Genomic DNA, 13,936 nt, shown 5'->3' with positions numbered 1-13,936 from the left:
CTTTTATTACAAAAAGAACTTTTTTTGTAATAAAAGTCTTTAAAAATATATGAAATAGGCATATAATTATGATGGATGTGTCAATGCATTTTGCACAATGTGTTTCATTTTAAAAGTGTAGAGGAAAGTATACTCTACACTTTTCCTTTTTAGGGAATGGCAAGAATAATTGTAAGTTGTTGCAAGATAGCATTTATACTGTGTAAAATGAACGAAGAGATTATTTGATAGAAAGCGGGAAAGGGAATGATAGAATGATAGACGTGTGAGAACAACGAACATCTTTTATCAGGTGAATGATTACTGTTGTTCTTCAAATTATTATGGTTGTGATGAATTCCGTTGTACTTTTGTGTAATACATAATATCAATAGGTTTTAAAAAGTGCCAAGTAAAAGATGGATATGGAACTGCTATTTAGTTCAAAAACGGAAAATGTAATTTCAAGTAATACAATTTGTACAAGCATTATAAACAATATGAATGATTTTCGTGAAAAAGGTGCGAGTGTGGAGTTTATAGAAGGTTATATAATTTCATAGCTTTTTACACGATGATCGTATATAAGTAGGAGGAAAAAGATGTTGAAATATAGTAAATTAGCAATTGTAACTGCATTATCAATGACTTTACTAGCGGGTTGTTTCGGGCCGAAACCAGAAGAGGAATTATATGTTGCATTTGAAAATGCTGCAAAGCAAGAAAAAACAATGTTTGAAGATGCAAAAAAACTTGAAACTTTAGAGAAAGAGGGACAAGAATTATATAACCAGATTGTTCAAGAAGGAAAAGATAATAATCAAACTGTTAAGGAAAAACTAAACCAAGCAGTGAAAAATACAGATGAACGAGAAAAAGTGCTTAAAAAAGAAAAAGAATCTTTAAATAAGGCACAAGAAGAAGTGAAATCGGCAGATACATATGTGAAGAAAATTGAAGATAAGAAATTGAAAGATCAAGCGGATAAAGTGAAAAGCACATATGAGAAACGACATGATTCATTTAACAAAATGTATGATAGCTATAATAAATCGTTAAAACAAGAAAAAGAATTATATACAATGTTACAAGATAAAGGTACGAAATTAAAAGATATTAGTGAAAAAGTAAAAGTAGTAAATCAGTCTTATAAAGATATTGAATCAGAAAAAGACAAGTTTAATGAATTTACGAAGTCTTATAATACAGAAAAAATTGCTTTTTATAAACAAGCAAATATTAAAATTAAAGAAGAGAAAAAATAAAACAGTTTGGCCTACAATTGGCCAAACTGTTTTATTTTTTTGTATAGGTACGACTATACCATGGGACAGGTTCACTTAATTTCTTTTCTTGTTTTAGCGCTTCAGGACCAATATAATCTTGAAGTGTTTTTTTTGCTACTGTTAAAGATAAGGTTGTTTTCGGATTTCGATAGGAGGATTCAAGATGACCGAGATGTGGTAGGATTCGAAAATCTTCTTTTGTAGGAGGAATATGGAAAAAGTAATCACCTAAACGTATAAGAACATCAGATTGTTGTTGGCTAAAACGTGGATTTCTAGAGAAATGTAATCCTTCTTTAATAGCTTTTTTTTCAGTAATTAAGCGTTCTAAAGCTGTTTTTTTTAACCAGTATAAATACTTCGGATTAGTTGCAGCTTTAGCATGACGATTCACAACGAAAATAGATTGAGCTAGTCGATTAATAGAATGTTGGTTTTGTAATTGAGATTGTGGTTGTGAAGGTTTCATATTAAATCTCCTTTCAATTTTTCATTATTATACCATAAGTAAAAGCGATTTTTATTATATGCAAAAAGTGATTGTATATATTTTCAATATTAAAGCAATATTGTTACAAAAAACAACTATTTTGTATAATAGTAATAGAATGTGTTTTAGAAATTTGATAATGAAAGAGTGAGAAGTTTGAAAGAAATATTAAAACAGCAATATGCCATTATAGATATTGGATCTAATACAATGCGTTTAGTGATTTATGAAAAGCAAAACGGAGGTTTTTATAAAGAGATTGAAAATACGAAAGTGGTTGCAAGGTTAAGGAATTACTTAGTCGATGGTGTGTTGATTGAAGAAGGAATAGAGGTATTGTTACAAACATTATTTCAATTTCAAGAAAGTACACGATTCCATCAGTTGCGCCATGTACTTTGTGTTGCAACAGCAACAATTAGGCAGGCTGAGAATCAAGAGGAAATTAAAAAACTTGTTGAAGGACAAACAGACTTTACTCTTAGAGTATTATCAGAATATGAAGAAGCACGTTACGGCTATTTAGCAGTTATGAATTCAACTTCGTTCTCTGAAGGAATTACAGTAGATATTGGTGGAGGAAGTACGGAAGTTACATACTTTCGAAATAGAGAGATTTTAGAGTATCATAGCTTTCCTTTTGGGGCACTTTCTTTAAAGCAGTTTATTAAAGAGGACATACCTACTGAAGAAGAGTTGGAAAAGATTCGAACGTACTTAGAATATCAATTTCGAACATTACCATGGTTAATTGATAAGAAGTTGCCTCTTATTGCAATTGGTGGTAGTGCGAGGAACTTAGTGAAAATTCATCAAAATTTAATTTGTTATCCTATAGCAGGGGTACATTTATATAAGATGAAAGAAGAAGATATTAAAAATGTGAAAGAAGAATTAGAAGCATTGTCGTTCATAGAACTTCAAAAATTGGAAGGATTGGCAAAAGATCGAGCAGATACAATTGTTCCAGCAGTCGAAGTATTTCATACGCTTGTTAATGTTATAGATGCGCCATCATTTGTATTAAGTAGAAAAGGATTACGAGAAGGTGTTTTCTATGAAGAGTTGACAAAAGATTTGGGGATTTCATATTATCCGAACGTGGTCGAAGAAAGTTTGTATTTATTATCACATGAATATGAAATGGATATGGAATTTGTAATGCAGCTTATTAAACATGGAAGATTGATTTGTCAACAACTTGAACAAACAGGGCTGATTTCTATGTCAGTAAAAGACTGGGAAGTATTCCATCAAGCAGCGAAAGTATTTAATATAGGCAAATATATAGACGAAGAAGCGAGCCGCTTACATACGTTTTATTTATTAGCGAATAAAACAATTGATGGTATGATGCACAAAGAGCGAGTAAGATTAGCGCTTATTGCGTCTTATAAATCAAAAATGTTATTCAAACAACATTTGTCACCATTTGAAGGATGGTTTGATAAAAATGAACAAAAGAAAATTCGCCTTTTAGGGGCTGTTTTACAATTTTCAGCAGCTTTAAATATAAGACAAAGATCGCTTGTTGAATCAATATCTATAACAGAAAGTAAAGAAGGATTAACATTTGAAATTGTATGTGAACAATCGGCGTTAGCGGAAAAAGTGCAAGCTGAAAAGCAGAAGAAACAGCTAGAAAGAGTATTGAAAACAAATATTACCTTATTATTTAAATTAAAGCATTGAGTTGTACGGATGTCTTTACAAAAAATTTACACTTTATAATATTGTAATTTGCTAAAATGAAAGTAACTAAATTATAGTAAAAAAGTTTCAAGGGGAAGTGTGAAGAGAATGGAATTATCGAAGGGGAATATAGTAAATTTAAATGATACAGCTTATTACAACAATCGAGAGTTAAGTTGGTTAGCATTTAATGAACGTGTACTACAAGAAGCACAAGATGAAACGAATCCACTCTTAGAAAGATTAAAGTTTATTAGCATTTTTAGCTCAAATTTAGATGAATTCTTTATGGTACGCGTGGCAGGATTGAAGGATCAAGTGAGTGCTGGTTTTAACCAACCAGAAAATAAGGCCGGCTTAACACCAAAAAAGCAACTAAATAAAATTGCGATAAAAGCACATGAATTAATGACCGTACAGTATGGTACGTTTAAAAATTATGTGTTGCCAGCGCTGGAGTTAGAGGGGATTGAGCGTTTAACATTCCATGATTTGACGAAAGAACAGAGAGAATTTATAGAAGAGTATTTTGATGAACAAATTTTCCCAGTCTTAACACCTGTTGCTATCGATGCATATCGTCCATTTCCGATGTTATTAAATAAAAGTTTAAATTTAGCTACTCTTTTATATGATGAGAAACAAGTGGAAGAAGAAAACCGCACGAAGTTAGGAATTGTACAAGTTCCTTCACTACTGGAACGTTTCATATTTTTACCGAGTGAAGGACAAAAGCATAAATTTATTTTATTAGAAGACGTAATTAGTAGTTTTACGCATAAATTATTTACAGGATATAAAGTATCATCTGTTACTCGTTTCCGTATTACACGCAATGCGGATTTAACAATTCACGAAGAAGGTGCGAGAGATTTATTAAAGGTAATTGAAAAAGAATTAAAAAAGCGTAAGTGGGGAGCTGCTGTACGTTTAGAAGTTGGCAAAGAGCATATTGATGAAAGAGTATTAGCATTATTATATGAGGTGTTGGAAGTAAAGGATGAAGATGTGTATATAATGGATGGACCGTTAGATTTAACATGTCTATTTTCTTTATATAAAAAACTAGCTCCTTTATATGAGCATCTAGTATATCCGGCTCTTATTCCGCAACGGCCTCAAGACTTAGGGGATGCAGAAGATGTATTTGAAAAAGCGATTGAGCATGATATTTTATTACATCATCCCTTTGAATCGTTTCAGCCAGTAGTTGATTTTGTTCGTGATGCGGCAGACGATCCGAATGTACTTGCAATTAAACAAACATTATATCGAGTAAGTGGGGATTCTCCAATTATTCAGGCGCTAAAGGTAGCAGCTGAAAAAGGGAAACAAGTGACGGTATTAGTTGAGTTAAAGGCAAGGTTTGATGAAGAAAATAATGTGCATTGGGCTAAAGAATTAGAACAGGCGGGTTGTCATGTTATTTACGGTGTAAGTCATTTGAAAACACATAGTAAAATTACGCTAGTTGTAAGAAGAAAAAACGGAAAAATCGAAAGGTTCGTACATCTTGGGACCGGAAATTATAATGATGCAACCGCAAAGCTATATACTGATTTTGGTTATATTACATCACGAAAAGACTTTGGGGTCGATGCAACAAATTTCTTTAATTATTTGAGTGGTTATACAACAAAGCCGCATTTTCATCATTTATCGGTTGCGCCATTTGATATAAGAGAGCAATTTATCGATTTAATAGATGAAGAAATTCGTTATCATAGGCAATATGGAAATGGATATATCATTGCTAAAATGAATTCATTAACTGATAAACCACTTATTAAAAAAATGTATGAAGCATCACAAGCTGGAGTAAAGGTAGAGCTCATCGTTCGAGGAACATGCTGCCTACGACCTGGTATTCCAAATGTAAGTGAAAATATTCGGGTAGTTAGTGTTGTCGGGAGATATTTAGAACATAGCCGTATTTATTATTTCCATCATAATGGAGAAGAGAAAATATATTTATCTTCAGCTGACTGGATGACAAGAAATATGGAGAAACGTGTAGAAATATCTTTCCCGATATTAGATATTGAAATGAAGGCACGAATTAAGGCGATTTTACAGCTTACTTTAGCTGATAATGTGAAAACACGTGAACAAAATAAAGACGGTGACTATTATTATGTTATTAATAATGGGGCAGAAGAGATTGATAGCCAAGTGAAGTTATTTAAGATGGCGTATCAAAACACAGATGCCGAATAATGAGAACAAAGTAAAAACCTCTTTTTAAAAAGAGGTTTTTACTTTGTTCTCTACTTATTGTATGTTCTCAAAATAGAAGCATGCGTAGAGAGAATAGTTTTTATTGTAAGCATGTTAATGGATTATGAATCGGTTAAGAGAGGGAATAACATTGGTAGAATTGTTGCGGTACATTAATAATAGTATGGCTGTTGACAAGGTCCACCATAACAAGGGTAAGGTGCTGGCGGTGGAAAAGGTGGTGGATATGGTGGGTAATATGGTCTAGGACCGAAAGCTAATGCCCCGCCAAGCAGTCCACCAGCAATGCCAGCTAGAAATGGAACTCCAAAAAATGGAAAGAAGCGTGAGTCGCCTACTGGACCAATAGGTGCTGAACGGACTGGGATTGGTTGATAATATGGATACATGAACAAACCTCCTTTATTGGACTCACTTTTATCATATGGTAAATGAAACGTGGATGAGCGCGTACAAGAAAGGATATGTAAGAAAATAGGCGAATGATTACGAATGTTGGAGCGTGAAAATCGTAATTTCAGGTTTTGACATAAATCGGAAGGGGACACGAGTTCTTCCGAGGCCTCGGTTGACATAGAGAGCTAAATCTTGGATCGTATAGAAACCTTCTACATAGTTTTTAGCAAGTGCTGGGGTAATAATAGCGCCCAAAAAAGGAATTTGTACTTGTCCGCCATGACTATGACCAGAAAGCTGTAAGTTAACTGGATAGTTAGCGATTTGCGGTGCAATATCTGGTTCGTGAACAAGAACAATGTTATAAGTGTTTTTCCGAGCGCGCTGTAGTGTCTCCTTTATTTTTGGTTTGCCTAATAGTATATCATCAAGACCGAAAATGGAAATCTCACTATTATCCAGCAGACGGATTTTCTTTTCGCTATTTAGTAATAGTTCAAATCCAGATTCACGCATGATGTGTTCGTAGTACTCCGTTCCATATCCGCCGTGATCATGGTTACCATAAATAGAAAATTTACCGAAGGGAGCTTGTATATTTTTTAAAATGGATGCAACGAAAGGAGTGTCAGTATATGTTTGATAATTATCAATGAGATCGCCAGTAAAAAGAACAATGTCGGGTTTTACAGCATTAATTTTAGAAACGATTTTAGATAAATGGTGGAGAGAGAAATAGTATCCGAGATGTAAATCGCTGAATTGAAGAATCTTCATACCATGAAAACTTTTTGGTATGAGTTGTGATTTCAGTGTATGTTCTGTAAAAGAGAGTAGATGAGGCTCAATATATTTAGCGTAATAGTATCCGATGCTAGTCGTTATAAATGAATATAGACAAGTTCGCATTCCAGTTTTTAAAAAATCTCTTCTTGTAATTTTCTTCATAAAAATATGAGTATACCTATTTGACTTATATCATATATGTTCGTTCTATTTACAGGTTACTCAAACCTCCTTTTCAGTTTATTTGAAATATATTTTAAATAATAAAAAAGTAGTATTGATTACGAAAAAACGAATGAAAAGAAATCTCTTTACGTTAAAATATCAGAAAAGTTTAAAAATATAAAGATTTCTATTAAATAAAATGATAAAATGAATGTGTATTCATTTTTTGGAGGGGATATAATATGAAAGAAAAAGTAGTTATTGTAACAGGTGGATCGAGCGGAATGGGAAAAGGAATGGCGACTCGTTTTGCAAAAGAAGGGGCACGAGTTGTTATTACAGGACGTACAAAGGAAAAACTAGAGGAAACAAAATTGGAAATTGAACAATTTCCAGGACAAATATTACCGGTACAAATGGATGTAAGAAATACGGATGATATTCAGAAAATGATTGAACAGATTGATGAGAAGTTTGGACGAATTGATATTTTAATAAATAATGCAGCTGGAAACTTTATTTGTCCAGCAGAAGATTTATCCGTGAACGGCTGGAATTCGGTTATTAATATTGTGTTAAACGGTACATTTTACTGTAGCCAGGCTGTCGGAAAATATTGGATTGAAAAAGGTATAAAAGGAAATATCATTAACATGGTAGCAACATATGCGTGGGATGCAGGTCCGGGAGTTATTCATTCGGCTGCAGCGAAGGCTGGAGTATTAGCAATGACGAAAACACTCGCTGTTGAGTGGGGACGTAAATATGGAATCCGAGTTAACGCTATTGCGCCAGGACCAATTGAACGTACGGGCGGTGCTGATAAATTATGGATTTCAGAAGAAATGGCTAAGCGTACGATACAAAGTGTTCCGCTTGGAAGACTGGGTACGCCAGAAGAAATTGCAGGTCTAGCTTATTATTTATGTTCAGATGAAGCTGCGTACATAAATGGAACGTGCATGACAATGGATGGAGGACAACATTTGCATCAATATCCATTTTAAAAGGGATAAAAAATGAATGTTTCATTCATTTTTTTACGGTTAAATGTGACGGAATTGTGACATATGAAAGAAAAGTGTTTACAAGAGGTCATATATACGTTATATTTAAGACCTCTTTTTTCTTCATAGTAGAATTGCTAATTCCCCTTAGCATTTTACCCCTCTAATCCCTTCAGGAAAACTGAAGGGATTTTTTATTATTTTTCCGTAAATATCATGTTATAATTTTTGAAAAGTAAAGGGAGGGAAGCACGTTGATAGATGCATTAGATGTAATGAGTAACTTGGATAAAGTCCTTCCTTATTATCAAGCAATTTTTAGTGCTGATGAACATACTGTAATTGGATATGAAGTAGTAGGGCGTATTCAAACAGAAGAGGGCATACAAAGTTTAGCTTCTTTCTTTCATGATGACTCTATTCCAAGTGAGTTTCAACTAGAAGCGGATAACATTATAGTAGAAAAAGCTTTAAATCGTTATTTAGAAAGTGATCAAAAACTATTATTATTTATACATCGGAATGCTAACGTATTAATGAACGATGATGATGAAAGTTTGCTTCAACTTTTATTGATGTATGAAAAACAAGGTTTAAATTTGAAAAACATTGTTTTAGAGATTACAGAACATGAATGTAAAGAAGATATAGAGCAATTTAATCATTTGCTTATGTATTATCGTACATATGGTATTCAAATTTCGATTAATAAAGTCGGAACAGGTACAAGTAATTTAGAACGTATTAGCGTGTTAGCACCTGATATTTTAAAAGTAGATTTAACAAATTTAAGGCAAACTGCACTTTTACAATCTTATCAAGATATTTTATATTCTTTATCATTACTTGCTAGAAGAATTGGTGCGACATTGTTATATGAAGAAATAGATGCTTTTTATCAATTACAATATGCATGGAAAAACGGTGGTAGGTACTATCAAGGGAATTATTTGAAAGAATGCTTACCTGATTTTATTGAAACGAACGTTTTGAAAGAACGACTTGGTAATGAGTGTCATCAATTTATTCAACATGAGAAGAAAAAACTACAAAAGATTTATAATTTAACAGAAATGTTACGTGATCGAATTGGCGATGTTTTAGCCAAACAGAAAAAGAATGAAGATATAAATGATTGGTTATTACAATTTAGCCAAAGTGTATCACAATGTAGTTTTCGTATATTTATTTGTAACGAAGATGGTTTCCAACAATCAGGAAACGTTATGAAAAAAGATGGGGAATGGATTGTGATGCCTGAGTATTATATGAAGAACTGGAGTTGGCGCCCGTATTTTCTAGAGAATATTATGAAAATGCGTTTTGAGAATAAGGCAAGACTTTCAGATTTATATGCTGATATTGAAACCGGTGAGATGGTACGAACATTTTCTTTCCCGATTGATGATGAAAACTTTTTATTTATAGATTTATCGTATGAATATTTATATGAAGAAGATGTTTTATTTTAATGCACGAAGAGATTCGTGCATTTTTTGTTTGTTTTTATCATAAATTGGTAATAGTGAAAATGGTGCCGAAAATGCTGTCTATCGTTGTAAAGATTTTACGAACGAAACCAGCCCTTTCTTTGCATAATCATTGTTACAATGAATACTACAAAGACAAGTTTTCTTAAAAGGAAGGTGAAAAAATGAGAAAATATGGAATATGGTTAGTTCTATTTGTATGCGTTGCCTTTCTAGTTGGTTATAGTGTTACAACTGTTTTAGGAAAAGAGGAAGTGAAAGTCGATCGGAAAGAAGTGTTTGTAACGATACAAAAAGGCTATGAAAGCCAATTTTCAATTCGTGGGAAGCGTTTGCCGATGAATAAGATGATAGAAACGTTATCACCATATTTTACAGAGAATTTCCTTCAAGTATTTACAGATGAAAATAGTAGAAGTGATAAACAAAGTGGTGAATATTTACTTCCAGCAAAAGAAGCGCCATTTTCTTTTAATTCAGAAACGAAAATGTCATATGATGAAGAGCATAAAATTTTATATGTTTATGAGCGGGCGAAAAGTGGACAATATCAAATTGTAACATTGCAAAGAGATCAAGGGAAGTGGAAATTGGCTGGATATCATGAAAGTCAAGAACTTTTAACTGAAATAAAAAGGTTACAACAATTATAAAGTGAAACTTTAATCAGGGGCATATCCCGTTTAATATGAACTTGCCACAATCAGATGCATACTTCCAAAATATATCGGGATAAAAATAGGAATAGGTCTTTACCTATTCCTATTCTATATTAAGAAGTTGTTGTAATTTTTCAATTTGAAAACCAGCAACAACTTCTCCATCAATTACAACCGTCGGAGTTGAATAAGAATCATAGTCATATAAAAGACGATTGCGAGCAGCGGCGTCTTTTTTTACGTCAAACTCTTCGTATACAACGTTATTATGCTTTAAAAATTCTTTCACAATAACACATGGCGGACAATCAGGTTGTGTGTAAACCTCAATTTTTTTCATTGCAATTCCTCCTTTTTACTGTTTTTTATTATATTCTTCCAGTATAAAAATCGCAATAAAGAAGGGAAAAGATGTTCTTTCTGTTTTTTCCTTCGTATTTCGACAAATTTTTAGTTGAGTTTCTGGCCAATAACCTTTATCCTAGAGTGTGGAACATTTTTTCTGTTATGACGGATAGAATGAGTATAGCTGTAAAACCTATTGGTAGGAAGATCAGAGAAAGGAGAGATTTCATGTCTCTACTCCAAGGAATTTTAACTCGACTTGTTAGTCTACAAGAACAAGCTGAAAGCGGTGAAGTAGCACAACGCTATTTTGAAGTGAACGGTGAGCGCAAATGTAGCGTGAAATTTTTCGATAAAAGTGAAATGTATGAGTTAGAAGTGTATCAACAAGGTGAAAAACCTCAAGTGTATCAATTCGATAATATCGACATGGTTGCAATTGAGATTTACGATATCATTTCTTGATACATATAAAAAAGGTGTTGCCATAGGGCAACACCTTTTTTAGTTCTATTACTTTTAGTATATATGTATAAGGATTTTTCATTTTTCCTACAATGGTAATAAAGTGAAAGTGTAATTAGTAGGGTTTCTTCGTCCTATACAGCTTATTATCCATCACCAATTGAGGACGGATAGTAAATAGCGGGATGAAAATAGTGAGGAGGTGTGTTATATGGAACGTTTACCAGTTGTGATTTGTCCTAATTGTCACAATTCTGCTGAGATTATTCATGTACTAACGGCTCAATCGAATCAAAACGTAATTTATACGTGCCAAGTTTGCCATTATGTAATTCGGAATATTGAAACGAATAAAGGGTAGGGAGTTATAATTTTTGTTTTTGTCCCATACAATGAGAATACGAAAAGTCTGTCTAATTGAAAGGACGTGACTATGTGGCCGGTGAACATAAATTTTATAATGTTTCAGAGAGGCATTTAAATTTTGATATGGTCTTTACCCGTATTTGTAACTTCATTGAAAAGGATCCGCGAAATTTATATCGTTTATCCATTGGGACAGACTCACAAGCACATCAAAAGGATACGAGGTTTATTACAGCAATTCATATTCATCGCGTTGGAAAAGGAGCCTGGGGGTGTTTACACCATCAATCAGTAAAAGATAAGCCAGCAACTTTACGTGAGAAAATATATTTAGAGACGCAGTTTAGTCAAGAAATCGCATGCCTATTTACTCCAAATCATATACAAACAATATGGGATTTATTGCATCCATATGCTCAAGATGGGGCTGGTTTTATAATGGAGATTCACTTAGATATCGGAAATGATGGTTTAACAAAAGAATTTATTCTAGATATGACAGCGAAAATTCAAGCGATGGGATTAACTGCAAAAATTAAGCCAGATGCTTATGCGGCGTTTAGTTATGCGAATCGATATACGAAATAAAAACAATTTATATATTTCTTCCACTAAAAACTGAATATTACATCTATTAAATAGGCTGAAAATTTTATATAATAATGGTAACGATGTGAGTATAAGGAGAGGGGTATATGAAAAGGGATTTTGTTTTAACGGAAGAAGAGGAAAGTTTGTTACTAGATATTTTATTTCAGCAAAATTATGCGAGTGAAATTTTAGCTGTGGAACTTACAGATATCGAGAATGGTTTAAAAAAGACAGACGTGATGCAATATAAAAAAATCACAAGGTTATTTTACAGATTAAAAAATAAAGGGTATTAAGCGCTACCGGAATGGTAGTCTTTTTTTTGTGTTATATGCTAAAATAGCTGTGTAATTTTGTTTTTTACTGAAAGAATGTAAGGACAAAATAATAATATGAAAACGCTGTCATAAAATGTGAATAGAGCCGGTGATTATAAGCAGGAAAAAGGGAAAATGGGGGATGTAATATGATTAGTATTCCAAAAGACGAGTTTCAACAAATTTTTGTAAAAGATTTAATGATTTCATCAGAAAAAGTAGCACACGTTCAAATAGGGAATGGTTTAGAGCATGCTTTACTCGTACTTGTGAAATCTGGATATTCGGCGATACCTGTTTTGGACCCGATGTACAAATTGCACGGGTTAATTAGTACTGCTATGATTTTAGACGGTATGTTAGGGCTAGAACGCATTGAGTTTGAAAGACTTGAAGAGATGAAAGTAGAGCAAGTAATGAAGAAAGATATTCCGGTTCTTAAGTTAGAAGATTCGTTTGCAAAAGCATTAGAAATGACTATTGATCATCCATTTATTTGCGCTGTCAATGAAGATGGGTATTTTGAGGGGATTTTAACACGTCGAGCGATTTTAAAATTGTTGAATAAAAAAGTAAGGCAACATAATCGATAATGTGAGAAAAGTGACTTCATAGAACCGAAGAAGTCACTTTTTTTTCGTGCATATCAGTTGTGTATGTATTATATTTAAAAAGATAAAAAATATAAGCGTATGTAGTTAAATTACGGATGAAAAGCTTATTGAGATAAGGTGTATGGAAGCTAAGGAAAGAGGGAGAAAGTTGCAAATTGATGATTTTCAAATGATGGTTGTGTTAGCACAGGAATCAAATATGAGAAAAGCGGCGGAACGTTTATTTGTTTCACAACCTGCGCTTAGTCAACGATTACAATCTATGGAGAAACAATGGGGAATGAAGTTTTTTATTCGCTCGCAAAAAGGATTGACAATTACACCTGAAGGGGAAAAAGTTGCAAATTACGCAAAAGAAATGCTACAAAGGGAAGAGGATATTAAAAGTGAACTAGCTGTTTTTAGAACAGAAACTCACGGGACGTTAAAAATAGCTGTCGCATCAGTTATTGGTCAATATTGGCTTCCTCCTGTTTTGAAGAAGTTTGTACATAAATATCCTTCTGTAAAAATATCGCTGTTTACTGGCTGGAGTAGTGAGGTGCAAAAGCAATTTTATGAAGGAGACGTGCATGTTGCTATATTGAGAGGAACACAAGAATATAAAGGCCAGAAGCAACAATTATTTGAAGATGAACTTTATTTAGTGGATAAAGAAATAAAAGATATTTCGATGTTAAAAGAAACAAATAGACCATTTATTCAATTTAAAAGTGATTCGACTTATTATGGACAAATACAAAATTGGTGGTATGGTTTATTTTCTAATCCACCTAAGAGAACGATTGTCGTTGATCAAATTGAGACTTGCAAACAACTCGTTTTAAATGGTATAGGTTATGCTCTTTTACCTTCTACTGTTCTAAAAGAAGTACAGGAAAATATGTATAAAACACCTGTCCAATTAACGAGAGAAACATGGTTATTGACGAGTGAATCAGCTAGACAATTGAAGCAAGTACAAGCATTTTTAGAAATTATAGAAGAAATTCAAATGGAAAAATAGGATTATTATCTTGCTACTCGCCCTATCGTTTGGTAGAGTAACAT

At 33.0% G+C, this 13,936-nt stretch carries 17 protein-coding genes; 13 read left to right on the top strand and 4 right to left on the bottom strand.

The genetic code is table 11. The annotated features are described in order from the left end of the window. The first annotated feature begins 581 nt into the window (after window positions 1–581). A complete protein-coding gene (locus BAQ46_RS07615) occupies window positions 582–1,244 on the top strand; it encodes a YkyA family protein (protein WP_061132253.1) in 663 nt (220 codons plus the stop codon). 31 nt (window positions 1,245–1,275) lie between these two features. Here the strand turns inward: BAQ46_RS07615 and BAQ46_RS07610 are convergent, their stop codons facing one another. Then, window positions 1,276–1,734, bottom strand: coding sequence for a YkyB family protein (locus tag BAQ46_RS07610; protein ID WP_000804868.1), 459 nt, complete (start codon window positions 1,732–1,734; stop codon window positions 1,276–1,278). A gap of 177 nt (window positions 1,735–1,911) precedes the next feature. On the opposite strand from BAQ46_RS07610, the gene ppx reads away from it, so the two are divergent. Then, complete coding sequence (gene ppx, locus BAQ46_RS07605) at window positions 1,912–3,447, top strand: exopolyphosphatase (protein ID WP_071741814.1); 1,536 nt, start codon at window positions 1,912–1,914, stop codon at window positions 3,445–3,447. Window positions 3,448–3,555: 108 nt separating this feature from the next. Then, entirely contained in the window at window positions 3,556–5,664 is a 2,109-nt protein-coding gene (locus BAQ46_RS07600) for a polyphosphate kinase (RefSeq protein ID WP_000423563.1), read from the top strand. Between the two features lie 173 nt (window positions 5,665–5,837). On the opposite strand, the gene BAQ46_RS07590 is transcribed toward BAQ46_RS07600, so the two are convergent. Together BAQ46_RS07590 and BAQ46_RS07585 are read right to left on the bottom strand one after the other, a co-directional pair. Continuing rightward, on the bottom strand, window positions 5,838–6,074 hold the full coding sequence (locus BAQ46_RS07590) for a hypothetical protein (RefSeq protein WP_000283743.1): 237 nt from the start codon (window positions 6,072–6,074) through the stop codon (window positions 5,838–5,840). A gap of 97 nt (window positions 6,075–6,171) precedes the next feature. After that, window positions 6,172–7,029: a metallophosphoesterase gene (locus BAQ46_RS07585; protein WP_000724508.1), complete on the bottom strand. Its 858-nt coding sequence runs from the start codon at window positions 7,027–7,029 to the stop codon at window positions 6,172–6,174. A gap of 245 nt (window positions 7,030–7,274) precedes the next feature. On the opposite strand from BAQ46_RS07585, the gene fadH reads away from it, so the two are divergent. The 4 genes from fadH to BAQ46_RS07570 all read left to right on the top strand — a co-directional run bounded on the left by fadH (window position 7,275) and on the right by BAQ46_RS07570 (window position 10,182). Then, entirely contained in the window at window positions 7,275–8,039 is a 765-nt protein-coding gene (gene fadH, locus BAQ46_RS07580; protein WP_000660918.1) for a 2,4-dienoyl-CoA reductase, read from the top strand. A gap of 254 nt (window positions 8,040–8,293) precedes the next feature. Next, window positions 8,294–9,511 carry an EAL domain-containing protein gene (locus BAQ46_RS07575; protein WP_000564304.1) on the top strand — a complete coding sequence of 406 codons (1,218 nt, stop codon included), beginning with the start codon at window positions 8,294–8,296 and terminating at the stop codon, window positions 9,509–9,511. Next, window positions 9,511–9,678, top strand: a complete 168-nt coding sequence (locus BAQ46_RS30615) for a hypothetical protein (RefSeq protein WP_001998150.1) — start codon at window positions 9,511–9,513, stop codon at window positions 9,676–9,678. The genes BAQ46_RS07575 and BAQ46_RS30615 overlap by 1 nt, the downstream gene beginning before the upstream one ends. A gap of 15 nt (window positions 9,679–9,693) precedes the next feature. Continuing rightward, complete coding sequence (locus tag BAQ46_RS07570) at window positions 9,694–10,182, top strand: DUF3993 domain-containing protein (protein WP_001233820.1); 489 nt, start codon at window positions 9,694–9,696, stop codon at window positions 10,180–10,182. Between the two features lie 109 nt (window positions 10,183–10,291). Here BAQ46_RS07570 and BAQ46_RS07565 read toward each other — a convergent pair whose 3' ends face one another. Beyond that, window positions 10,292–10,528, bottom strand: coding sequence for a glutaredoxin family protein (locus BAQ46_RS07565; RefSeq protein WP_000717880.1), 237 nt, complete (start codon window positions 10,526–10,528; stop codon window positions 10,292–10,294). A gap of 233 nt (window positions 10,529–10,761) precedes the next feature. On the opposite strand from BAQ46_RS07565, the gene BAQ46_RS07560 reads away from it, so the two are divergent. From BAQ46_RS07560 to ccpC, 6 genes are all read left to right on the top strand, one after another. Beyond that, window positions 10,762–10,998: a YkuJ family protein gene (locus BAQ46_RS07560; protein WP_000055151.1), complete on the top strand. Its 237-nt coding sequence runs from the start codon at window positions 10,762–10,764 to the stop codon at window positions 10,996–10,998. Between the two features lie 211 nt (window positions 10,999–11,209). Beyond that, complete coding sequence (locus BAQ46_RS30610) at window positions 11,210–11,359, top strand: hypothetical protein (protein WP_000440537.1); 150 nt, start codon at window positions 11,210–11,212, stop codon at window positions 11,357–11,359. Between the two features lie 74 nt (window positions 11,360–11,433). After that, window positions 11,434–11,952, top strand: a complete 519-nt coding sequence (locus BAQ46_RS07550) for a ribonuclease H-like YkuK family protein (RefSeq protein ID WP_000896650.1) — start codon at window positions 11,434–11,436, stop codon at window positions 11,950–11,952. Window positions 11,953–12,059: 107 nt separating this feature from the next. After that, complete coding sequence (gene abbA / locus BAQ46_RS07545) at window positions 12,060–12,251, top strand: antirepressor AbbA (protein WP_000817428.1); 192 nt, start codon at window positions 12,060–12,062, stop codon at window positions 12,249–12,251. Between the two features lie 170 nt (window positions 12,252–12,421). Further along, window positions 12,422–12,865 carry a cyclic-di-AMP-binding protein CbpB gene (gene cbpB / locus BAQ46_RS07540; RefSeq protein ID WP_000623568.1) on the top strand — a complete coding sequence of 148 codons (444 nt, stop codon included), beginning with the start codon at window positions 12,422–12,424 and terminating at the stop codon, window positions 12,863–12,865. Window positions 12,866–13,007: 142 nt separating this feature from the next. Next, window positions 13,008–13,892 (top strand): transcriptional regulator CcpC, encoded by an 885-nt coding sequence (ccpC, locus tag BAQ46_RS07535; RefSeq protein ID WP_001984809.1) that lies wholly within the window; start codon window positions 13,008–13,010, stop codon window positions 13,890–13,892. Window positions 13,893–13,936 lie beyond the last annotated feature (44 nt).

The sequence above is a fragment of the Bacillus paranthracis genome (genome assembly GCF_001883995.1).
GTDB lineage: Bacteria > Bacillota > Bacilli > Bacillales > Bacillaceae_G > Bacillus_A > Bacillus_A paranthracis.
The sequence above is the reverse complement of the archived record's forward strand: the minus strand, read 5'-3'. Positions and strand labels throughout refer to the sequence as shown.

Coding starts and splice junctions, on each gene's coding strand:
- BAQ46_RS07570 (WP_001233820.1), top strand. CDS start 9,694: ATGAGAAAATATGGAATATGGTTAGTTCTATTTGTATGCGTTGCCTTT.
- BAQ46_RS07610 (WP_000804868.1), bottom strand. CDS start 1,734: ATGAAACCTTCACAACCACAATCTCAATTACAAAACCAACATTCTATT.
- BAQ46_RS30615 (WP_001998150.1), top strand. CDS start 9,511: ATGCACGAAGAGATTCGTGCATTTTTTGTTTGTTTTTATCATAAATTG.
- abbA (WP_000817428.1), top strand. CDS start 12,060: ATGAAAAGGGATTTTGTTTTAACGGAAGAAGAGGAAAGTTTGTTACTA.
- BAQ46_RS07615 (WP_061132253.1), top strand. CDS start 582: ATGTTGAAATATAGTAAATTAGCAATTGTAACTGCATTATCAATGACT.
- BAQ46_RS07560 (WP_000055151.1), top strand. CDS start 10,762: ATGTCTCTACTCCAAGGAATTTTAACTCGACTTGTTAGTCTACAAGAA.
- BAQ46_RS07600 (WP_000423563.1), top strand. CDS start 3,556: ATGGAATTATCGAAGGGGAATATAGTAAATTTAAATGATACAGCTTAT.
- BAQ46_RS30610 (WP_000440537.1), top strand. CDS start 11,210: ATGGAACGTTTACCAGTTGTGATTTGTCCTAATTGTCACAATTCTGCT.
- cbpB (WP_000623568.1), top strand. CDS start 12,422: ATGATTAGTATTCCAAAAGACGAGTTTCAACAAATTTTTGTAAAAGAT.
- ccpC (WP_001984809.1), top strand. CDS start 13,008: ATGGAAGCTAAGGAAAGAGGGAGAAAGTTGCAAATTGATGATTTTCAA.
- BAQ46_RS07585 (WP_000724508.1), bottom strand. CDS start 7,029: ATGAAGAAAATTACAAGAAGAGATTTTTTAAAAACTGGAATGCGAACT.
- BAQ46_RS07590 (WP_000283743.1), bottom strand. CDS start 6,074: ATGTATCCATATTATCAACCAATCCCAGTCCGTTCAGCACCTATTGGT.
- BAQ46_RS07565 (WP_000717880.1), bottom strand. CDS start 10,528: ATGAAAAAAATTGAGGTTTACACACAACCTGATTGTCCGCCATGTGTT.
- fadH (WP_000660918.1), top strand. CDS start 7,275: ATGAAAGAAAAAGTAGTTATTGTAACAGGTGGATCGAGCGGAATGGGA.